This is a genomic window from Mycobacterium basiliense (assembly GCF_900292015.1).
GTDB classification, from domain to species: Bacteria; Actinomycetota; Actinomycetes; order Mycobacteriales; family Mycobacteriaceae; genus Mycobacterium; species Mycobacterium basiliense.
In genome coordinates, this window is record NZ_LR130759.1 from 677404 (window position 1) to 699656 (window position 22253).

17 protein-coding genes are annotated in these 22253 nt (G+C 68.5%); 9 read left to right on the forward strand and 8 right to left on the reverse strand.

Features of this window, described 5'->3' with window-relative positions:
• Window positions 1-141: 141 nt before the first annotated feature.
• From MB901379_RS02905 to glnX, 6 genes are all read right to left on the reverse strand, one after another.
• Entirely contained in the window at window positions 142-1908 is a 1767-nt protein-coding gene (locus MB901379_RS02905; RefSeq protein ID WP_158015282.1) for a PE family protein, read from the reverse strand.
• Window positions 1909-2537: 629 nt separating this feature from the next.
• Window positions 2538-5393, reverse strand: coding sequence for a PE family protein (locus tag MB901379_RS02910; RefSeq protein WP_158015283.1), 2856 nt, complete (start codon window positions 5391-5393; stop codon window positions 2538-2540).
• A gap of 495 nt (window positions 5394-5888) precedes the next feature.
• Window positions 5889-8054, reverse strand: a complete 2166-nt coding sequence (locus MB901379_RS02915; RefSeq protein WP_158015284.1) for a PE family protein — start codon at window positions 8052-8054, stop codon at window positions 5889-5891.
• A gap of 313 nt (window positions 8055-8367) precedes the next feature.
• Window positions 8368-10704, reverse strand: coding sequence for a serine/threonine-protein kinase PknG (locus MB901379_RS02920; RefSeq protein ID WP_232021970.1), 2337 nt, complete (start codon window positions 10702-10704; stop codon window positions 8368-8370).
• Entirely contained in the window at window positions 10704-11681 is a 978-nt protein-coding gene (locus MB901379_RS02925; RefSeq protein WP_158015285.1) for a glutamate ABC transporter substrate-binding protein, read from the reverse strand. Before MB901379_RS02925 ends, MB901379_RS02920 begins: the two co-directional genes overlap by 1 nt.
• A complete protein-coding gene (glnX, locus tag MB901379_RS02930; RefSeq protein WP_158015286.1) occupies window positions 11681-13000 on the reverse strand; it encodes a protein kinase G-activating protein GlnX in 1320 nt (439 codons plus the stop codon). The genes MB901379_RS02925 and glnX overlap by 1 nt, the downstream gene beginning before the upstream one ends.
• Before the next feature lie 137 nt (window positions 13001-13137).
• On the opposite strand from glnX, the gene MB901379_RS02935 reads away from it, so the two are divergent.
• A complete protein-coding gene (locus MB901379_RS02935) occupies window positions 13138-13761 on the forward strand; it encodes an NUDIX hydrolase (RefSeq protein ID WP_174237069.1) in 624 nt (207 codons plus the stop codon).
• On the opposite strand, the gene thiE is transcribed toward MB901379_RS02935, so the two are convergent.
• Window positions 13733-14395, reverse strand: a complete 663-nt coding sequence (gene thiE, locus MB901379_RS02940) for a thiamine phosphate synthase (RefSeq protein WP_158015288.1) — start codon at window positions 14393-14395, stop codon at window positions 13733-13735. The genes MB901379_RS02935 and thiE overlap by 29 nt on opposite strands.
• A 161-nt stretch (window positions 14396-14556) precedes the next feature.
• Between thiE and thiO the strand changes: the two genes are divergently transcribed.
• Genes thiO through MB901379_RS02960 form a run of 4 tightly spaced genes read left to right on the forward strand, consistent with a single transcriptional unit; the run spans window position 14557 to window position 17300 of the window.
• Complete coding sequence (gene thiO / locus MB901379_RS02945; protein ID WP_158015289.1) at window positions 14557-15588, forward strand: glycine oxidase ThiO; 1032 nt, start codon at window positions 14557-14559, stop codon at window positions 15586-15588.
• Complete coding sequence (thiS, locus tag MB901379_RS02950; protein WP_158015290.1) at window positions 15585-15782, forward strand: sulfur carrier protein ThiS; 198 nt, start codon at window positions 15585-15587, stop codon at window positions 15780-15782. The genes thiO and thiS overlap by 4 nt, the downstream gene beginning before the upstream one ends.
• Complete coding sequence (gene thiG, locus MB901379_RS02955) at window positions 15775-16533, forward strand: thiazole synthase (protein WP_158015291.1); 759 nt, start codon at window positions 15775-15777, stop codon at window positions 16531-16533. The genes thiS and thiG overlap by 8 nt, the downstream gene beginning before the upstream one ends.
• A complete protein-coding gene (locus tag MB901379_RS02960; protein WP_158015292.1) occupies window positions 16530-17300 on the forward strand; it encodes an SGNH/GDSL hydrolase family protein in 771 nt (256 codons plus the stop codon). Before thiG ends, MB901379_RS02960 begins: the two co-directional genes overlap by 4 nt.
• A 15-nt stretch (window positions 17301-17315) precedes the next feature.
• On the opposite strand, the gene MB901379_RS02965 is transcribed toward MB901379_RS02960, so the two are convergent.
• Window positions 17316-17837, reverse strand: coding sequence for a serine/threonine protein kinase (locus MB901379_RS02965; protein ID WP_158015293.1), 522 nt, complete (start codon window positions 17835-17837; stop codon window positions 17316-17318).
• A gap of 546 nt (window positions 17838-18383) precedes the next feature.
• Here MB901379_RS02965 and MB901379_RS02970 point away from each other — a divergent pair.
• From MB901379_RS02970 to MB901379_RS02985, 4 genes are all read left to right on the forward strand, one after another.
• The gene (locus tag MB901379_RS02970; RefSeq protein WP_158015294.1) at window positions 18384-18716 is read left to right on the forward strand and encodes a CD225/dispanin family protein; all 333 of its coding nucleotides are present in this window, start codon (window positions 18384-18386) and stop codon (window positions 18714-18716) included.
• A 14-nt stretch (window positions 18717-18730) separates the two neighbouring features.
• The gene (locus MB901379_RS02975) at window positions 18731-19156 is read left to right on the forward strand and encodes a DUF2752 domain-containing protein (RefSeq protein WP_158015295.1); all 426 of its coding nucleotides are present in this window, start codon (window positions 18731-18733) and stop codon (window positions 19154-19156) included.
• Between the two features lie 90 nt (window positions 19157-19246).
• A complete protein-coding gene (locus tag MB901379_RS02980) occupies window positions 19247-20749 on the forward strand; it encodes a M28 family metallopeptidase (protein WP_158015296.1) in 1503 nt (500 codons plus the stop codon).
• The gene (locus tag MB901379_RS02985) at window positions 20749-22218 is read left to right on the forward strand and encodes a M28 family peptidase (protein WP_158015297.1); all 1470 of its coding nucleotides are present in this window, start codon (window positions 20749-20751) and stop codon (window positions 22216-22218) included. The genes MB901379_RS02980 and MB901379_RS02985 overlap by 1 nt, the downstream gene beginning before the upstream one ends.
• The last annotated feature ends 35 nt before the right edge of the window (window positions 22219-22253 follow it).

Genomic DNA, 22253 nt, shown 5'->3' on the forward strand with positions numbered 1-22253 from the left:
CAGAAGATCCACCGGCCCCTGGAAAGCCCGCCCGACCCGGCGACGCGGGGCAGTCAAATATGCCTTAGGCCTAACACAGCCTGCACTCACCGACTTTCACGGCCCGGCGCCGCCGAACCCCACCGGCGCGAAAAATCGAGGCTAGCTGCCCGGCTTACCGGGTTGGCCGAACAGCATCCCCTGGGTGCCGCCGCTGCCACCGGACCCGTTAGGCACGCCCGTCCCGCCGGCCCCGCCGTGTCCACCGTCACCGATCAGCTGCGCGTCGCCGCCGGCGCCGCCATCCCCGCCGGCGCCCACGCCCCCGCCGGCCCCACCGCTTTGTCCTCCGGCGCCGCCTTGCCCACCAGCGCCGCCGTTGCCGATCTGCCCGCTGTGACCACCGGCGGCGCCGCCGCCGCCGAACAGCTGTGCACCGCTGCCTGCCGTCCCGCCGCTGCCGCCGCTGCCGCCCATGCCGCCGTTTCCGCCTTTGGTGTCGAAGCCATCGCCCCCGGCTCCGCCGTTGCCGCCGCCGCCGGCTTGACCGCCGAAGCCGCCGTTGCCGACTAACCAGCCGCCGCTGCCGCCCGCGCCGGCATCCCCGCCCGTTCCGCCGGCACCACCCTCACCGGCGGCGTCGCCGCCAAACCCGCCGATGCCGCCCGCGCCGCCGTTACCGCCCTGTCCGCCCGCCCCGCCGTTGCCGAAGAACCACCCGCCGGTGCCGCCCGCGCCCGCGTTTCCGGCATTTCCGCCGGGGGCACCGTTGGCGCCGGAGACGGTGCCTTCGCCACCGGCGCCACCGATCCCGCCGGCACCGCCGGTGCCGCCAGTCCCACCAGTGCCAAACAGCAGCCCACCGTCGCTAGCTTTACCGGCGGCGCCGCCGGTCCCCCCATCTCCGCCAGTGCTATTGGTCGTGCTGTACCTGAATCCGCCGTCACCGCCGCTGCCGCCGCTGCCGCCGCTACCGGCGGCCCCGCCGTCGCCCCACAACCCCGTACTGCCGGCGTTGCCGCCGGCCCCACCCGCGCCACCCAGGCCACCGTTGCTGTCTTCAGTGCCCCACGACCCCGCGCCGCCGTTGCCGCCGGCACCGCCATCACCGGCGGCGCCGCCGTTGCCCAGCAGCCACCCACCGCGGCCGCCGCCGCCGCCACCGCCGCCGGTACCACCGTCACCGCCGGCACCATGGGTGTGTTCGTTTACATCGCCGCCGCCGTGACCGGCGGCGCCGCCGTCGCCGCCGGCCCCGCCGTCGCCGAACAACAGTCCGCCGTCACCGGCTTTCCCGCCGGCGCCACCATTCCCGCCGGCACCTGCGCCGGTGCCGGTACCGGCCCCGTCTGCCCCCATCGCACCCGCGCCCCCAGCCCCACCGGCGCCACCGGCGCCCCACAGGCCGGCGCTGCCGCCGGCCCCGCCGGCTCCGCCGTTAGCGCCCGGGTAGCCCACGGCGGTCGCGGTCCCACCGGCACCGCCGGCCCCGCCGTTGCCGAGCAACCATCCGCCGGCGCCGCCGGCCCCGCCGGCCGCGCTGGCCCCACCACCACCGCCGACTCCGCCGTTGCCGATTAGCCCGGCGTTACCGCCGGCGCCTCCGGCCACACCGGCAGTCGTGCTGGTACCGCCGTTGCCGCCGTTGCCGTACAACAGCCCGCCGTCGCCGCCGGCTTGTCCGGGCGCGCCGTTGGCGCCGTCGCCGATGAGTGGGCGGCCCAGCAATGTCTGGGTGGGCGCATTGATCACGCCCAGCACGTTTTCTTGGAGGGCCTGTAGCGGTGAGGCGTTGGCCGCTTCGGCGGCGGTATAGGTCACACCGGCGCCGGTGAGGGCTCGGACAAATTGGGCATGAAACGCTTCGGCGTGCGTGCGCAGTCCCTGATAGGTTTGCGCGTGGCCGGCAAACCGGCCATCAACAGACACACATCAAAACTTGACGTAGTCTGACTTTTGCCCGCGATGCGGCACGTTCGCGAATATTCGACAGATTGTCCAAGAACATCGGAAAACGTTGCAACACAACAACTAGCATTCATGACGGGTATAACGTCACTTCGTCTGCAGCGGTCCGATCGATAGGCCGCCAAGCGCAGCGCATCGTATTTGATTTGCAGCAACAGATCTCGCTCCTGTGCGTCTCGATCCACACCGCACGCGTAGTCGAACGTGGTCAAGCATGCGTGACCAATACCATTGTTCTGCAGCACAATATGTAACATATTCAACGTAAAAATACGCTTCCCGGCAAGCTAGGTTCTGGCTACTCCGGTGTCGGGGTGCGCGGCAGGGCAACGCTGCGCTTGCTTCCGTTAGCCGCTTTAGCGTGTTCGGCGCGGTTCGCTGCGGTCAAGGACCCGGCCCGATCGCTACATTCGCTATTGCGAATAGCGTTGGTGCGCAACTTATTTGTACTGGCGCCGGTGGATCCGAATCGCCGAGCCGATCTCCGCGAAGATGCCTTCCGTGCCTGTGAGGTTGGACGGGTCTTGGTTGGAGCGGGTGTCGTCATGCCCCGCTCTTGCACATCCGCGCTGCAGACGTCAGGGTGACACCTACGTTCCCGGCGTCCCGGGCTGACCGGACAGTAGCCCGCCGGCGCCGCCGCTACCGCCGGACCCGTTAGGAACGCCGGTGCCGCTGGCCCCGCCAGCGCCGCCATTGCCGACCAGCCGCGCAACGCCGCCGTCGCCGCCATCCCCGCCGGCGCCGCCGCCGCCAGGAGCGCCGTCGGGTAGGCCACTACCGCTCGTCCCGCCAGTACCCCCGGTCCCGCCGGTCCCGCCAGCTCCACCGGCTCCGCCGTCGCCCCATGCTGCGGCGTTTCCGCCGGTGCCGCCGCTCCCGCCGATGCCGCCAGTGCCGCCGGTGCCGGGTGTGTTGGCGAAGCTAAAGCCGCCGGTGCCGCCGGTGCCGCCGGACCCACCGGACCCTCCGGACCCACCGGCGCCGAACAGCCACCCGCCGCTGCCGCCGCGACCGGCGGTGAGGCCGCCGTTGCCGCCGGTCCCTCCATCGCCGCCGTCACCGCTACCGGCCCCGCCGGTCCCGCCGGTCCCGCCGGCCCCGGCGCGCCCGCCGGCCCCGCCATCGCCCAATAGCTGACCGCCGGCCCCGCCGTCGCCGCCGAGTCCACCGCCGCCGCCGGCGCCGCCGTCGCCGCCGCCGCCGCTATTGCCTTGACCGCCTTGACCACCGGTGCCGCCGGTGCCGCCGTTGCCGCCGGTGCCGCCGGTGCCGAACAGCTGACCGCCGTTGCCGCCGCGACCGGCGTCCCCGCCGGTGCCGCCGTCGACGCCCATGCGACCGATGCCGCCGATGCCGCCTTCGTTGCCTCCTTGGCCGGAGGCCCCGCCATTGCCGCCGTGGCCGCCGGTGCCGCCGTCCCCGGAGAGCCACCCGGCGTTGCCGCCGGCCCCGCCGGTGCCGCCGCCGCCGCCGGCGCCGCCGAGGCCGCCGCCGGCGCCTCCGAAGCTGCCTTGGCCGCCGCCGCCGCCGTGTCCGCCGCCGCCGCCGGCCCCGCCGGTGCCAACCAACAACCCGGCGCTTCCGCCGCCGCCGCCGGCCCCGGCATCCCCGCCGGCGCCCCCGCCGCTGGCGGTGCTGTCGCCGCCGTGACCGCCGGCGCCACCGTGCCCGCCGGCCCCGCCGTTACCCCACAAGCCGGCATCGCCGCCGGCCGTTCCGGCCCCCCCGGCCCCGCCGGCGCCACCGTCGGGGACGCCGTTGGAATTGCCGAGCGCAAGGCTGCCGGTCCCACCGGCACCGCCGTCGCCGCCGGCGCCACCGTTGCCGAATAACAACCCGGCCTTGCCGGCAACCCCGCCGGCCCCACCAGCGCCACCGGCAAGAGCGACCGTACTGCTGACCCCGCTGGAGCCGCCGGCGCCGCCGGCACCGCCGGCACCGCCGTCGCCCCACAGCAGCCCGGCATTGCTGGCGGCGCCGCCAACACCGCCGTTGCCGCCTGCGCCGCCATCGCCGCCGAACACGCCGTTGTCCTGATGGCTCCCCCCGTTGCCGCCGTCGCCGCCCGCCCCGCCGGCACCGCCATTGCCGAACAGCAGCCCCGCTTTGCCCGCGTTGCTACCCGCACCGCCAACACCGCCGGCACCGGCATCCTGGTCGCGGAAGCCGTTGCCGCCGGCACCGCCGTCCCCACCGGCGGCGCCGTCGCCGCCATTGCCGAACAGCAGCCCACCATTTCCGGCGGCACCCGCCACACCCCCGTTCGCGCCGGCACCGCCCATGCTGCCGACGGTGCCACCGAACACGAACCCGCCATCGCCGCCGTCACCGCTGTCACCGCCGGCGCCCGCCGCCCCGCCATCACCCCACAACCCGGCGCTGCCGGCGTTGCCGCCGGCCCCACCGGCGCCGCCCGCACCGCCGCTACTAGGCGTGTCCAGAGCGCCCGCGCCGCCGTTACCGCCGGCACCGCCATCACCGGCGGCGCCGCCGTTACCCAGCAGCCACCCACCGCGGCCGCCGCCGCCGCCACCGCCGCCGGTACCACCGTCACCGCCGGCACCATGGGTGTGTTCGTTTACATCGCCGCCGCCGTGACCGCCGGCTCCGCCGCCCCCACCGACGCCGCCGTCGCCGAACAACAGCCCGCCGTCGCCGGCTTTCCCGCCGGCGCCACCATTCCCGCCGGCACCTGCGCCGGTGCCGGTACCGGCCCCGTCTGCCCCCATCGCACCCGCGCCCCCAGCCCCACCGGCGCCACCGGCGCCCCACAGGCCGGCGCTGCCGCCGGCCCCGCCGGCTCCGCCGTTAGCGCCCGGGTAGCCCACGGCGGTCGCGGTCCCACCGGCACCGCCGGCCCCGCCGTTGCCGAGCAACCATCCGCCGGCGCCGCCGGCCCCGCCGGCCGCGCTGGCCCCACCACCGCCGCCGACTCCGCCGTTGCCGATTAGCCCGGCGTTACCGCCGGCGCCTCCGGCCACACCGGCAGTCGTGCTGGTACCGCCGTTGCCGCCGTTGCCGTACAACAGCCCGCCGTCGCCGCCGGCTTGTCCGGGCGCGCCGTTGGCGCCGTCGCCGATGAGTGGGCGGCCCAGCAATGTCTGGGTGGGCGCATTGATCACGCCCAGCACGTTTTCTTGGAGGGCCTGTAGCGGTGAGGCGTTGGCCGCTTCGGCGGCGGTATAGGTCACACCGGCGCCGGTGAGGGCTCGGACAAATTGGGCATGAAATGCTTCGGCGTGCGTGCGCAGTCCCTGATAGGTTTGCGCGTGGCTGGCAAACAGTGCTGCCACCGCCGTCGATACCTCATCGGCGCCCGCGGCGAGTACCTCGGTGGTGGGGCCCAGGGCCGCCGCGTTGGCCGCACCAAGTGCTGCGCCAATGCTTTCCACGTTGGCCGCCGCGGCGGCGAGCATGTCCGGAACCGCAACTACAGACGACATTTCCCAGCCTCCACCCAGTGATTAGCAACCACACATTGCGACTCAATGTAGTGTGATGCCGACCGGAATCTGACAGTTTCGCAAAATTCAGCAACGTGCCCACCGGTCGACGGAATCCACCCAGGTCGGCCGCCGCCTGACCTGTGCAGGATGTCCCGACCCCTGAGCGATGGTGGGCTTGCCGGGTCACGCCGGCCCCGGCGCCTGGCCAGAGCAAACCCCGCGCGCACCGGCCGCAGGAGCGGACGGCAGGGTGCGCCGCCGACCGGCATGCCGATGATCGCCAATCCGTCGCCGCTCCGGCATAACTCCGGAACTGCCACTACATGCGACATCGCCGGACTCCCACGCGCCCAGATTCGGCGCTACTCCGGGGTGCCGTGGTGGACATGGGCCAATCTCTGCAAGAACCGCAGCAACCTTTGTGGCGCAGCCGCTTTCGGGATCCGCGAGACGGTGTGGGCCCAAGCGACGCAGGTCGTAGCCAGTTACGAATCAGGCCCCTTGCGCTCCGGGCTTGCCAAACAGCAGCCCGCTGGCACCGCCGTCGCCGCCGACCCCGCCGGGCACGCCGATGCCGCCGTGCCCAGCATCGCCGCCATCTCCGCCGTCGCCGATCAGTCGCGCATGCCCGCCGGAGCCGCCGCCGCCGCCGGCGCCCATGGTCCCGCCGAGCACATCGGGGTGCCCGCCGCTGCCGCCGTCGCCGCCAGCCCCGCCGTTGCCGAACAGCCGCGCGTCGCCTCCCGCGCCGCCAACGCCGCCGGTGCCACCGCTGCCGCCGGCCGCAGCGCTGCCGGGCACCGACGTGCCACCGCCGGCGCCGCCGTGGCCGCCGTTACCGGCTTGGCCGCCAGCTCCAGCGTTGCCGGACACCCACGTGTCACCACCGCCGCCTCCAATGCCGCCCGTACCGCCGGTGCCCCCAATACCTCCGGTGCCGACGGCATAGCCGGTACCACCGGTACCTCCGCGCCCCCCGCTGCCGGCCTTTCCGCCAACCCCGCCGTCCCCGGTCAGGATTGAGCCGCTGCCGCCCAGGCCGCCGGTACCGCCGGTACCGCCGGTACCGCCCGTGCCCCCGCCGGTGGTGCCGCCATAGCCGCCGTCGCCGCCGACCCCGCCGCTACCGCCTTGTCCGCCGGTCCCAGCATTGCCAAACAGCAGGCCGGCGGCGCCGCCGCCGCCGGCCTGCCCGCCGGTACCACCGGCCCCACCCGCACCGCCGGCGTCTACGCCTAGGCCGCCCCTGCCGCCGGTGCCACCGCTACCGCCGTGCCCGCCGTCCCCTCCGTTGCCGAACCAACCGCCGCTGCCGCCGGTGCCGCCGGCGCCGCCGGCGCCGCCTCCCCAGCCGTCAGCGCCATCGCCATCGTCATTGACGGTGTCGTAGGCGCCCTGGCCGCCGGTGCCGCCGTCGCCGCCGTGCCCGCCGGCCCCGCCGTTTCCGAAGAGCAGTCCCGCATTGCCGCCGTCGCCGCCGCCGCCAGCAGCGCCGGCGGCACCGGGGTTGCCCCGAAGGTCGATGCCCTTAGCCACGCCGCCAGCACCGCCGCCGCCACCGTCGCCCCCCGGCCCGCCGTTGCCGAACAGCAGACCGGCGTCGCCGGCGGCACCGCCGGCCCCTCCTCCGCCGCCGTCGCCGCCGGTCGTGCCATTTAGCGTGTTCAATTGAAAGCCGCCCTCCCCGCCGTCGCCGCCGTCGCCGCCGTGCCCGCCGGCCCCGCCGTCGCCCCACAACCCGGCATTGCCGCCGTCGCCGCCGGCCCCACCTATGCCACCGGCTCCACCGTTGCCGGGGGGCCTGGTGGTATGACCAGCATCGCCGCCGCCGCCGGCATGGCCGCCGTTGCCTCCAGCCCCACCGCTGCCGAACAGCAATCCGGCGTTGCCGCCGTCGCCTCCGGCGCCGCCGTTGCCGCCGTCGCCAACGCCATCTCCCCCCCAAGCGCCCTCACCGCCGGCCCCGCCGGCGCCGCCGTCGCCCCACAGTCCGGCGCTCCCACCAGCACCTCCGGCTCCACCGCGGACACCCGGCCAGCCCACGGCGGTCTCGGTCCCACCCGCACCGCCCGCCCCGCCGTTACCGAACAACCACCCGCCGGCTCCACCATCGCCACCGGCCGCACCCGCGCCACCACCACCGCCAACCCCACCATTGCCGATCAACCCCGCAGCACCACCAGCACCACCGGCCACACCCGCAGTCACGCTGGCACCACCATTGCCACCATTGCCATACAGCAACCCACCGGCACCCCCCGCCTGCCCCGGCGCACCATTCGCACCATCACCAATCAACGGACGCCCCAACAACGCCTGCGTAGGCCCATTGATCGCCCCCAGCGCAACATCCTGAAAGGCCTGCAACGACACGACATTGGCCGATTCGACGTCCGCATACGCGCTCCCCGCGCCACTAAGGCCCCGCACCAGCTGGGCATGAAACGCCTCCACCTGCGTGCTCAATTCCTGATACGCCTGCCCATGCTCGGCAAACAACGCGGCCGCCGCCACCGACACCTCATCGGCACCAGCGGCCAACACCGCAGTCGTCGGACCCAACGCCGCCACGTTCGCCGCACCGACTGTTGTGCCAATGTCCGCCAAATCCGTTGCCGCTGAGGCTAATAACTCCGGAACTGCCACCACATACGACATCGCTAGCCTCCGATCCAGGTTTTCCACCCCAACGCCCCGGGCCTCAAACTAGGTTGAATTCGCCCGAACTCCGGGAGATTGGCGAAAATTCAGCAACATGCCCAATCGTCCGAGGAATCCGTCCACGTCACTCATCGCATGATCTGTGCACGATGTCCCAATCGCTGAGCAGATCGCCGGCCGCCGAGCCGCAATCGGTGTCACTTGGCTAATCGGTTTCGCGTAGCCAGTGAGCCGACGATCGCCGCAAGAACTGGTGCGGTCGGTGTGCGTGGGCGCGCCAGCAGAACGCGGCTCGGCCACGTCCCGCAGTTCAGAACGTGCTGACGGGGCGCACCTGATTTGCCATGTCGACCAGCGTGTAGCGATGCCGTTGAGTCGGTGCGACGCGGGCCAGGCTGCGCAACGACGCCTCTACGCCCAACCGCAGCCCGTGATCGGTGAATGGGAACCCGAGGATGTGGTTGGTGCTGGCCTCGTTGTCCTGCAGCCAATCCATTGCGCCACCGAGCACCAAGGCGCGAATCTGCAGCACGCGCGGTTCGGTTGGCGGCAGCGCTTCCACCCGACGCGCGGCGTCGCGGATCTGTTCCTCGGTGATTTCGCTCTGCGACCGCCCCGATAACAGGGTGACCGCGCTGGTTAGCCGCGCGGTAGTGAAATGCCTTGACGTTGCAGGTACTTCGTCGAGGGTGCGCACCGCGCCGGCACGATCGCCTCGGGCGGACAGGGTTCGGGCCAATCCGAACGCCGCCGAAATCACACCGTCGTTGGTATTCCAAACCGTTCTGTAGAAGTTGTGTTCGTCGGTGTAACCGGCGAGTTCAGCACTGGCGGCCAGCGCCAATTTGGGTGCGAGTTCACCGGGGAAGGTGTCTAGTACCTCGGTGAAGTGTTTGATCGCGGCGTCGTAGTCGCCGGTAAGTAGCTCCGCGACGGCTCGGTACCAAACCAGCCGCCATCTCCACCCCACCCGGTCGGACAGGTCATCGAGCTTGCGGGTGGCCTTGGCGACATCGCCAAGGTCCAGCAGGGCACGGACTTCCATCAATGGTAGTTCGATCGATTCGGAAAGGTCGGCGCCGTCTGCGTCCAGGGCGCCGTGCCGAGCGGCGCGCAGTGAGTCGAGGGTCTGTACCGGTTGGGAAAGTACCGTCGCTTGCAGGACTGGGGCCGCGACGTCGGTCCGATCGACCAGCGGTACCTGCAGCGCGGTCACGATCTCCTTGGCGGTCAGCTTCTCCGAGTGCACCTGGCCGTCGAGATACACGTCGGTGTGCGCGACCAACAGATCCACGCCAAACGTGGAGCGGCTGGGGCTAAAGATCGTCGAGAGCCCGGGCCGGGGAATCCCGGTGTCTTGGGCCACGACCTCCCGCAACACCCCCATCAACTGCGCGGACATTTCTTCGGCGCTGGCGAACCGCCGTCGTGGGTCGGGATCGATGGCGCGGCGCAGCAATCGGCCAAAGGAGTCATAGGTGCTCAGCACCGGGTCGTCGTCGGGCAACCCGTCCACGTATCGGCCGTTGCGGGTGGGCAGGTTTAACGTAAGCGCTGCCAGAGTGCGTCCCACCGTGTAGATGTCGGTGGCCACCGTGGGGCCGGTTCGCACGATCTCCGGTGCCTGGAAGCCAGGGGTGCCGTAGAGGTAGCCGAACGAATTGACCCGCGACACCGCCCCCAAGTCGATCAGCTTGAGCTGCTCTTCGGTGAGCATGATGTTTTCCGGTTTCAGGTCGTTGTAGACCAGGCCGACGGAATGCAGGTAGGCCAGGGCCGGCAGGATTTCGAGGAGGTAGGCGATCGCTTCGGCGACCGGAAGTTTCTCGGCCTTCCCGTTTTTGCGGCCTCGCTTGAGCGATTTGCCGCCGATGTACTCCATGACGATGTAGCCGACCGGATCCCCGTGCTTGTCGGTGTGCTCGACGAAGTTGAAGATCTGCACGATCGACGGGTGCACCACTTCGGCCAGGAACTGCCGTTCGGCCATCGCGATTGCCTGGGCTTCCGCATCGCCGGAATGCACCAGACCCTTGAGTACCACCGGGCGGTCGTTGACGTTGTGGTCGAGAGCCAGGTAGATCCAGCCCATTCCACCGTGCGCGATGCAGCCCTTGACCTCGTACTGGCCGGCGATGATGTCTCCCGGACTGAGCTGCGGCAGGAACGAATACGGACTGCCGCAATAGGGGCACCAGCCTTCCTTGGGCCCCTCGGCCCCCTTGTCCTTCGAGTCGCTGCGACCCACCGGCCGTCCACAGTTCCAGCAGAATCGCTTGGCCTCCGGGACAACCGGGTCGGTCATCAGCGCCTTGAGTGGATCGGTATCGGGCACCCGCGGGATTTCCACCAGCCCACCACCGAGCCGTCTGACCGGGGGGAGGGCCCGCGTCGCCATCCGGTCCTGCGGCTGGGTATCTATGGTCCCCAGCGGTATGGACAGCTTGTCGTCGTCATCGTCGAAGTCGGGGCGAAACAACGCCTGGGTACCCGCCGGCCGGGTCCCGGCGGCGGCGCCGGTCTGCGCTTCCTCCGGCTGGTTGTCCGGGCTCACGGCGTCCCCGGTACCGTCCGCGGCCTCGGGGTATTCGCTGTCCGACGGCGTCTCCGACCGCTGCGGCAGACCCTTGTTCACGGCTTTGGCCATCAGTCCACGTACCTCGGCTGCGGTGGTACCGGCGCGGGACCGAGGACCGATAACCACTTGCGGTACAACGTGTTCCATGTCCCGTCGTTGCGAATGCGCTCCAGCGTGCCATTGACGAACCGGACCAGCCCGGTGTTGTCGAGGTTGACGCCGATGCCGTAGGGCTGATTGGCCATGTTGGGGCCGACGATGTGCAGATAGGGGTCTTCTTCGACCAGTCCGGCCAGGATAGTGTCGTCGGTGCTGACGGCGTCGATCTCGCGCTGCTGCAGCGCTACCAAGCAGTCGGCCCAGTTGACCACCGATACGATCGCCGGCGGCGGGGCGATCTCGCGGATGCGGCGCAACGACGTGGTGCCTCTGGCCACGCAGACCCGCTTGCCGGACAAGTCGGAGACCTTCGAGATCAGCGAGTCACGCGAGGTCAGGATGCGCTGATTGGCATCCAGATAGACGGTGGAGAAGTTCACCAGCTTGCGCCGCTCGCACGTGATCGTCATGGTCTTGACGACGACGTCGACCTGCGAATTTTGCAGTGCGGTAATGCGTTCCGCTGCCGACAGTATCCGGTACTCGACATGCGAGGGGTCGCCGAAGATGTCGCGCGCCACCTCGCCGGCGATGTCGACGTCAAAGCCGGTGATGTCGCCGGTGATCGGGTCTCGGAAGCTGAACAAGTTGCTACCGATATCGAGTCCGACGATCAGCCGGCCCCGGGAGCGTATGTTGGCCACCGCGGCGTCGGCTTCGGCTTTGGTGGGGAAGGGACGCAGGCTGGCGGTGGGGTTGCAGTCGTCGCTGGTGCTGTCCGCGGGCAGCGGGGGCTGCGGGGGCATCTCCTCCATGCCGACCGGTGTGGGCAGCGGCAGCGTCGGTGTCGCCTCGACCTTCAACGGCTCCGGGTGGGCGCAACCGGCGGACAGCATCACGGTGGCGAGCAGGATAGCTGCCCGCCGAATTCTGGGCAGGCCGTTCATCACCGATATTCTTTCAGCCTTGGCCACAAGCCGAGGGCGACTGCGATGGCAGCTCCCAGACTCAGCACCACGCCGCCGACTTGGGCACCGGCCAGTCCCCGGCGTGCATTGCGAACGTCGTTACGCAAGTGGTTGCGGCTTTGTTCCACGGCGCTGGTCAACGCCTCGTCCAGCTTGTCGAACGCCGGCGTGGAGTCGTCTTCTCCCTCGCCGAGCGCAACTTGGGTGGCGGCCCGATAGTTGCCCACCGAGATGTAGGAGTTGATTCGGTCGTTGGCCTGCTGCCAGCGGACCAGCAACTGTTCGGCACCCTGCAGATCGGGCTTGTCGACGGCGTCGGGACGGGCCATGTACTCGTCGAGCTGGCGATGCATGCCTTCGATGCGTTGATAGAAGGATTGCTTGCGGACCTCTTGATCGCCACGGCGAATCAACGACAGCGTCTCGTCGGCTCGCGCCTGCTGGGCGGTGATCGCCAGGTTGGTGACCGTCTTGAGTGACTCGGCCGCGGTGTCCTTGGCGATGCGGCTCGCGGCCGTAGAAATTGTCAGCGCAGTTCCGACCCATACCACCATGACGAGAATACCGAGCCCACCGACCACAAGGCCGGGGTTGATCCGCCTCCTGGTGTGTCGCGCCAGCCAGCGATGTGCGAAGGCGCCGAAGACCACGGTGGTGGCGACGACCAGGATCACCGGAGCCGGGATCTGGGTGGACGCGGTGGTTTCGCTGTCTACCCGCGCCGAGGTCGCCTGGTAGAGCTGTTGGGCATCGGGCAGGATGGTCAACTGCATCAGGCCTGAGGCCTCCGACAGATACGACGACCCCACCGGGTTGCCCGCCCGATTGTTGGTCCGCGCGATTTCCACCAGCCCGGTGTAGACCGCCAATTCGGCATTGATCCGGCCCAGCAACTGCACCAACGACTCGTCGGTGAGCCCGCTCGACGCTCGGGTGACGGCCACCGTCGCGTCGGTGATGGCCTGTTCGTAGCGCTCTCGGACGGCGCGCGGCTCCGCCTGGGCGATGAAAGCGGTGGCGGCCGCGGCATCGGCCACCGATAGCGTCGTATAGAGCCGTCCAGCGGCGAACGAGAGCGGCTCGGTGTGATCGAGCACAGTCGTCAGCACTTGTTGGCGGTGGTTGATGGTGGTCGAGGTGGCGAAGGCGCTGGCGGCTCCCAACGTCGCCAGCACCAGGCCGATGGCCAGGATGCGTCCGGGTGTCGTCGACACGAACCACCAGCGGGGATGGGCCGGTTCGGCGGGCGACCGCGATCCCAGCGGTTCGGTCGACGGGTGCGCCAACTCAACCGTCACGTCTGCTCGGACCTCATCTTTCGGCCATGTCGCGAACTCGTATAAGCGAATACTAAGAGAATGTTCCGACAGATGTGCGGAGGCGGACCCAATTGCCGCCAACAAGACGGTTGATGAGCCTGCATATCCTGGATTCTGTGCAGGGCGACGGTGACGGATGGGCAATCTCCGAGGGCGGCGCCCACTACTGGGGCAAGTACGGTTCGGCCGGGCTGCTGCTGCGCGCCCCACGCTCCGACGGCAGCCCCGCGGTGCTTCTGCAGCATCGTGCGGTGTGGAGCCATCAGGGTGGCACGTGGGCGATGCCGGGCGGCGCCCGGGATAGTCACGAGACTCCCGAACAAACCGCGATCCGCGAAGCGCAGGAGGAGACCGGCGTCGCCGTCGAGCGGCTCACCGTGCGGGCAACGCTGGTGACGGCCCGACCGGCCGGCACCTCGTGGACCTACACGACCGTTGTCGCCGATGCTGCCGAGTTGCTGCCCACGGTGCCCAACCGGGAAAGCGCCGAGCTGCGCTGGGTTGCCGAGGACGAGGTGGTCGACCTGCCGCTGCATCCCGGATTTGCGGCCAGCTGGCATCTGTTGCGCACCGCCCCGGCCACCGTGCCACTGCGCCAGGGGGACCAACGCAGGCGGCTCTTGCCGCGCACCATCCAGATCGAGGCGGGGGCGTTCATCTGGTGCATGCCGGGCGACATGGACCAGGCGCCGTCGCAGCTGAGCCCGCGGATCAGTTCGCTGCTAGCAGCGTTGAGCTGAGCTGTTCGGCGGCGGCTTTCGGGTCGTCGGCGGCGGTAATGGCTCGCACCACCACAATCCGGCGTGCCCCGGCGGCAAGCACCTCCGGCAGGCGCGGCACGTCGATACCGCCGATCGCGAACCACGGCTTCGGGGTGCGCAGGCCAGCGGCGAAACTCACCAGCTGCAGACCCGCCGCGGTGCGGCCCGGCTTGGTCGGGGTCGGCCAGCATGGCCCGACGCAAAAATAGTCGGCATCCCCGGCGGCGGCCGCGGCGACCTGATCGGGGTGGTGGGTGGAGCGGCCGACCACGGTGCTAGGTCCCACGATCTCGCGCGCTAGCCCCGACGGTAGGTCGCGCTGACCCAGGTGCAGCACGTCGGCGCCGGCCGCCCGGGCGATATCGGCGCGATCGTTGACGGCGAACAAGGCGCCGTGCCGGCGGGCCGCGTCGGCGAGGATCTCACAGGCCGCCAGTTCGTCGAGAGCTTCCAGCGGGCCGAACCGCTGTTCGCCGGCCGAGCCCTTGTCGCGTAGCTGGATGATGTCGACGCCACCGGCCAGCGCGGCGTCGGCGAACTCGGCCAGGTCGGCGCGCTCCCGGCGGGCGTCGGTACACAGGTAAAGCCTCGCGGTTGCCAAACGGGAGTGCACAGTGTGACGTTAGCGCGCTAGCTTGGAAGCCAGCAGAACCCTGAAGAACACGGGAGTCCCGGGTAACCCAGCGGGGCTGAGAGTGGGCACCGCCAGTGCGCAGCTGGACCTGTCCTTACCGTCACACCTGATCCGGATCATGCCGGCGAAGGGAGCAGAGGATGTCCTTAAGGCCGCCGGTCGCACCGACCGGCTCGTTGGCGGTCATTGGTGGTGGCGTGATCGGGCTGTCGGTGGCGCGCCGGGCCGCACAGGCGGGATGGTCGGTGCGGGTACATCGCAGCGGCGAGCACGGTGCGTCCTGGGTGGCCGGCGGCATGCTCGCCCCGCATAGCGAAGGTTGGCCCGGTGAGGAACGGTTGTTGCGGCTGGGGTTGGAGTCGCTGCGGCTGTGGCGCGAAGGCGGGTTTTTGGATGGGTTGCCGTCGCACCTGGTCACCGCACGCGAGTCGCTGGTAGTGGCCGTCGACCGCGCCGACATCGCCGACCTGCGCACCGTCGCTGACTGGCTGTCCGACCAGGGGCATCCGGTGGCCTGGGAATCTTCGGCACGTGAGGTCGAACCGCTGTTGGCGCAAGGCATCCGGCACGGTTTCCGGGCGACCACGGAGCTGGCGGTGGACAATCGGGCGGTGCTGGACGCGCTCGATGCGGAATGCGAGCGCCTTGGCGTCGGATGGGCTCCGCCAGTGAGCGACCTGTCCGTCGTCGTCGCAGACGCGGTGGTGATCGCCAACGGCATCGACGCGCCCGCACTGTGGCCCGGACTGCCGGTGCGCCCGGTAAAGGGCGAGGTGCTGCGGCTTCGCTGGCGAAGGGGATGTATGCCGTTGTTGCAGAGGGTAGTTCGTGCTCGCGTTCATGGCCGCCAGGTGTACCTGGTGCCACGGGCGGACGGGGTGGTGGTGGGCGCTACCCAGTATGAGCATGGACGTGATACCGCCCCGGTGGTGTCGGGCGTTCGGGACCTGCTTGACGACGCCTGTGCGGTGATGCCAGCGTTGGCGGAGTACGAGCTGGCCGAGTGTGCCGCTGGATTGCGCCCGATGACTCCCGATAATCTGCCCATTGTGCAGCGCCTGGACGCGCGGACGTTGGTCGCCACGGGCCACGGCCGATCGGGCTTTCTGCTGGCGCCGTGGACTGCTGAGGTGATTGTGTCCGAACTGATTTCGGTCGGAGTCCGCGCATGATCGTCGTTGTCAACGAGCAGCGGATCGAGATCGACAGTCAGACCACCGTGGCTGGGCTCCTGCAGTTGCTGGGATTCCCGGACCGGGGGATAGCGGTGGCGATGGACTCGTCCCTGCTGCCGCGATCCGGCTGGGCAACAATGCTTTTCGAAGGTGCTCGGCTCGAGGTGGTAACGGCGGTGCAGGGTGGTTGAGACCAAGCTGACGATCGGCGACCGCAGTTTCGCCTCGCGGCTCATCATGGGAACGGGCGGAGCCACCAATCTGGCGGTGTTGGAAGAGGCATTGGTTGCCTCGGGTACCGAGTTAACCACCGTCGCGATCCGTCGGGTGGACGCCGAGGGCGGCACCGGACTACTTGACCTGCTCAACCGGCTGGGCATCACGCCGCTGCCCAATACCGCGGGCTGCCGCAGTGCGGCCGAGGCGGTATTGACCGCGCAGTTGGCGCGTGAGGCGTTGAACACCAATTGGGTCAAGCTCGAGGTGATCGCCGACGAACGCACCCTATTGCCCGATGCGATCGAATTGGTCAGGGCAGCCGAACAACTGGTGGACGACGGATTTGTGGTCTTGCCTTACACCAATGACGACCCGGCACTGGCCCGGCGGCTGGAGGACATCGGTTGCGCGGCGGTGATGCCGCTGGGTTCGCCAATTGGGACGGGTCTTGGCATCACGAACCCGCACAACATCGAGATGATCGTGGCCAGGGCGGGTGTTCCGGTGGTTCTCGACGCCGGCATCGGCACCGCCAGCGATGCCGCTATGGCGATGGAATTGGGTTGTGACGCCGTGCTGTTGGCCACGGCGGTAACCCGGGCAGCGGACCCGACAGCGATGGCCGCAGCGATGTCGGCCGCCGTCAACGCCGGCCACCTGGCCCGGCGTGCCGGACGGATCCCGAAGCGTTTCTGGGCACAGGCGTCCAGTCCAGATCGATGAAACGCTATGTAGCCCTTGGTAGTTCGATGGCTGCGGGTCCGGGTATCCGGCCTCGCGCGGCGGGTGCGCCTTGGGCGGCAGGGCGATCGGCGCAAAACTATCCGCATCTGGTTGCCGAGCGACTGGGACTGGACTTGGTCGATGTCACGTACTCGGGTGCAACCACTGCCCATGTGCTCCACGATGAACAACATGGCGTGGCACCGCAAATCGAGGCACTGGACGGCTCGGAAACCCTGGTGACAGTCACCATCGGCGGTAATGACGTGGGCTACGTCCCGCTGTTGATGGCCGCGTCGCTGCCAGTGGGGGTCGCCCGACGCGTCCCGCTGCTCGGCGGTCTGGTGAGTGAACTGTTGGACCGTGAGGCACGTGATCAAGCCCTGGCGCAGGTATCCGATTCGCTGCGTTCGGTAGGTCGTTCACTACGACAGCGCGCCCCACTGGCACGGGTGTTCTTCGTCGACTACCTGACCTTATTGCCGCCAACGGGGGAGCCGGCGCCGCCCTTGTCTGCAGCCGACACCGAACTTGGTCGACACGTTGGCGCGACGCTGGAACGGCTTACCGCCGACGCCGCAACGGCTACCGGTTGCGAGGTCGTGCATGCCGCGGCGGCCAGCCGCAACCATCACGCGTGGTCGGCAGAGCCTTGGACGGTCAAGCCCACAAGATTTCCGATACCACTACCGGGTCGTCCTGCGCCGCTACATCCCAATCGAGCCGGCATGCATGCGGTCGCGGAATTGGTTTCGGCGCGGTGGTAGCCCGCTGCCCGCACATCAGCCGTTGGTGCGCCACCACTGGTAGAGGGCAGGGACGTCGGTGTTAGCGGCTCGAATGTAGCTCAGCACGTTCTTGGCGTCCGTGGTCCAAATGATCTCGGCGGCCCCCTGATAGGTCCCGCATGCCACCTGCCCGGCCGGCGTCGTCGCCGAGCCCTGGTGCCAGGTGGTTGGTGATTGGCCGCTGTCGCCGCAAGCGGTCAGGGTGTCATCTTTGATACTGGCCTTGAAGGAGCCGTTCATGTCGTCGGGGTTGGCGAAAAGGATGTACTTGGCTTGCACGGGGCCCGCGGAGTCCGGGCTCTGGCCACAAGAAAGCGCGGCCAGTTCGCCGCTGGTGATGCTCTGGGCGGCGCAATTATTCAGGCCGTAGCCCTTCGACAGCGAACCGGCCAGGGTATTGACGTCGGAGGCGGTGCCGGTGGGATCCGCGCTTGCCGTGGCGGTGCCCACGCAGGCGAGGCTACCCACGGCTGCCGCTGCCGTGGCGGCTCGCAGTACGGCCCTGAGGTGAGACATCCTTGACTCCTTAAGGGTTGTTGGACCGACGATACGGCCGCGCTGACATCAAAGCAGTCTATTTGGGTGATCCACCCGAAAACAGGGTCTTTCGGTCGATTGCGATCACCGTGACGATATCGCGCCGCGCGATAAATTCCGCTAGAAATTGTCTGTGCTGGAATTAATTTCGATGCGCCGGGAGACGCTGCCTGGGTCCGGCTTCCTAGCGCGGTTGACCGGCGCGCCGCGATTTATCGGCGCGTCGGGCGTTGCAACGAGCTGGAACGATCTGGAACGATCTGGAATCGACTGTAATGATCAGGAGGCGAAGCTATTTCGCGCACACGGCGGCGCCCGTCCCGCCCTGCTCCGACCGTCCCGGACGGTTTCGCTGGCAGCCGTTTGACCGTTACTGACGGTGCCGATTGAAACCGGTTTCTCGGGTGGCTTGTGCGGGAGGAATACACGGATCCGCAATTTTTCATTAGGTGGTGCCATCGGGACGGCACTCCGGTATGGTAAGCACCGCTTTACGCCAGCTAACTTCTCTCAACTGGAGAATCCATGACACAACCACCACCGCCTGGTTACCCGCCGCAGCAGCCGCCCGCCGGGCAGCAGCCGGACAACTATTTGGTCTGGTCCATTCTGGTGACGTTGTTCTGCTGTCTTCCATTAGGAATCGTGGCAATCGTCAAGTCCACGCAGGTCAGTGGATTGTGGGCGCAGGGCCGTTACGCGGAGGCCCAGGCGGCTTCCGACGCGGCCAAGAAGTTTTGCATCTGGTCGGCCGTCGCCGGGGTGATCGTTTTCGTCATCTACGGCATCTTGATGGCGGTGGGTGCGCTCAACGCCGGGGACACCAACGCGGCGATGCTCGCGGCGGGATTGTTCTAAGCCGGGTTGCGTTCATGATCACCCGTCCGGGGTCGGCGCGGCCAGGCTTGGGTGCGCCACTGTTGGTGGCGGCGTCCACGACGTTGGTGTGCGCCGCGATCTGGGTGGGTGATCCGACAACTCCGAGCGGGCCCCTGCCGGTATGCCCCACCAAGGCACTGCTGGGAATTGATTGCCCAGGCTGTGGCAGCCTGCGAATGCTCTACAGCCTGATGCACGGCAATCTGTTGGCAGCCGCCAGGTTTAACGCCTTAGGCCTGGCGGCGGTGGTGCTCTTGGTGTGGGCTTACTTTGTTTGGAGTTACGGTCGGCTAGTGGGGCGACGGATGCGGGGCTGGCAACGCAATCGTTGGGCAGCCGTGGCGACACTGTCGCTGGTGTTGGTCTGGTTCGTTGTGCGCAATATCCCGGTTGCGCCGTTCAACGCGCTGTTCGTCTGATCGGTGGGCGTTCGTTGCAGCGGGGTTACTTCGGGGCGGCACCGGTGGTCAGGCGGCGCCACAGGGGAGTCGCGGTCTAGTCTGGGCGCGATGGTGAACAAATCTAGAACCATGCCCGCGGTGGTGGCCATAGCCGCGGTCGTCACCCTAGCGGTTGCGAGTTGCGGGCTTTGGTCGAGTCATTCGCAGCCCAATGCCAGTGGCCCGGCCGCCGCCGAATTCGCCAATACATTGCGCACCCGGGTGAGCACCGACGCGATGATGGCGCACTTGACGAAGCTTCAGGAGATCGCCGACGCCAACAACGGCACCCGGGCGGTGGGCACACCTGGTTACGAAGCCAGCGTCGACTATGTGGTCAACACGTTGCGCAACAGCGGATTTGACGTGCAAACGCCCGAATTTTCCGCCCGTGTCTTCCATGCCGAAAAGGGGTCGGTGGCGGCCGGGGGCTTGACCGTGGAAGCGCGCGCGTTGGAGTACAGCCTCGGTACTTCGCCAGACGGGGTTAGCGGGCCGTTGCTGGTCGCACCCTCCGACGACAGCCCGGGCTGCACCGCGGCCGACTACGACAAGTTGCCGGTGCGGGGAGCGGTGGTGCTGGTGGACCGCGGCGAGTGCCAGTTCGCCCAGAAAGAGGACGTGGCGGCGCAGCAAGGCGCGGTCGCGCTCATCATTGTCGACAACGTCGACGAGCAGTCGATGGGCGGCACGTTGGGGGTGAACACCGACGTGAAGATCCCGGTCGTGAGCGTGACCAAATCGGTGGGTATGCAGCTGCGTGGAAAATCCGGGCCGGCAACCGTGAAGCTGGCAGCAAGCACCCAGAGTTTCAAGGCGCGCAACGTGATCGCGCAGACCAAGACGGGATCGGCCACCGATGTTGTGATGGCCGGAGCCCACCTGGATAGCGTGCCGGAGGGCCCAGGCATCAACGACAACGGATCCGGTGTGGCAGCGGTATTGGAAACCGCAGTGCAACTGGGTAATTCACCACAGGTGCATAACGCGGTGCGGTTCGGGTTCTGGGGAGCGGAGGAACTAGGGCTGATCGGATCCCGGAATTACGTAGAGTCGCTCAGTCTCGAGCAGCTCAAGAACATCGCGCTCTACCTCAACTTCGACATGCTGGCGTCACCCAACCCGGGCTATTTCACCTACGACGGCGACCAGTCGCTGCCAATGGACGCCCGCGGCCAGCCCGTGGTACCCGAGGGTTCGGCAGGCATTGAACGCACCCTGGTGGCCTACCTGAAGTTGGCCGGCAAGGTAGCGCAGGACACCTCTTTCGACGGCCGCTCAGACTACGACGGGTTCTCGCTGGCCGGAATCCCGTCGGGTGGCCTGTTCGCTGGTGCGGAAGCAAAGAAGTCCGAGGAACAGGCCAAGCTGTGGGGCGGCGCCGCCAACGAGCCGTTTGATCCCAACTATCACCAGAAGGGCGACACCCTCGAACACATCGACCGCACGTCACTGGGCATCCAAGGCGCCGGTGTCGCCTACGTTGTGAGTTTGTACTCCCAGGATTTGACCGGACGAAATGGTGTCCCGGCCATCGAGGATCGCACGCGCCACGTGCTTGTCAAGCCCTAATGCGTACCGCGGTTCGGCGACTCGGTGGGACGCTGGTGTTGATCTGTCTGTTGGCCGGGTGTTTGTCCACCAAACCGGTGACACCGGCCGCCGCACCCGACCTCGGGCGCACGTTGGCCGGAAAGGTCAGCGCGGACGGGATGTTCACCCACCTGCGCGCGCTGCAGGAGATCGCCAACGCCCACAACGGCAACCGGGCCACCGGGACACCGGGCTACGATGCCAGCGTTGATTATGTGGCGAAAGTTTTGCGTGACAGAGGCTTTGAAGTAGCGACGCCTCAGTTCGACTGGCTCTACACCGCGTCACAGGGTCAGCCGACACTGACAGTCGCCGGCCGCGGCTATCCCGTCGACCAGGCGTCGTTGCTGGTCCGAACTCCGGCTAGCGGGCTGACCGGCCAGCCGGTCCAGCCGACGCGACCGGCGGGCTGTGCCGTTGCCGATTACCCTTCGGTCCTACCGAAGGGCGCGATCGCTGTGGTCGACGACACCGAGTGCTCAGTCGTCGACAAACAGAACAGCGCTGTGGCAAAAGGTGCTGTCGCACTGATCGTGATTAGCGTGCCCAAGGGGCAGGGCGGTCCGCCCAATTTGTTCAGCTCCGGCTACTACAACCAGCTGAAGGTGCCGGTCGCGGTGATCGGCGCCAACGGCGCCGGCGCGCTGCTGCGCGCCAGCGCGCCGGTACACCTGGTCCTGGATACGGAGAACGTCAAGATCACATCGCGAAACGTGCTGGCCCAGACCAAGACCGGTTCGCCCAATGAGGTGATCATGGCTGGTGCTCACCTCGATAGCCCGACTGGAAGTCCGGGTATCAACGACAATGGTTCCGGGGTGGCCGCAGTGCTGGATACGGCGCTGCAATTGGGGCCGTTGCCACCGGTGAACAACGCGGTTCGGTTCGCCTTCTGGGGAGGTGGACTCCACGGCGCCATGGATTACGTGTTCGGGCTGGATGGCGAACAGCTCAACAACATCGCGCTCTACCTGAATTTCACCATGCTGGGGTCGCCGAATGCGGGTTTCTTCACCGACGACGGCGACCAGTCTGGCCCGCCGGCGCGTGGCATTGCGGCCGCGGACGTGCCGGAAGGTTCGGCCGCCATCGAACGTACCCTGGCTGGATACCTGAACCTTGCCGGTAGCCGGCCCGCCGATATGCCGTTGAACGTCGCCGCTGACTACCATCCGTTCTTGATTTCCGGGGTGCCGATCGGGGGCCTGACCTCCGGCGCGTCTCAGCTGAAAACGACTGTGCAAGCTCGACTCTGGGGTGGACAGCCCGGTGTCGCGTTCGACCCCAATAATCGCAGCCCGCGCGATACGGTGGACAACATCAACCGGGCGGCATTATCGGTTATGGGTTCGGCCGTGGCGTTTGCGGTGGGTAGTTATGCGGAATCCATCAGTGGCGTCAACGGCGTCACCCCGTATGACAAGCGTCATCGCACAAAGGTGTCATAGCGGTGGAGCAGCGTGCCCGGTCATGGCATTTGGGC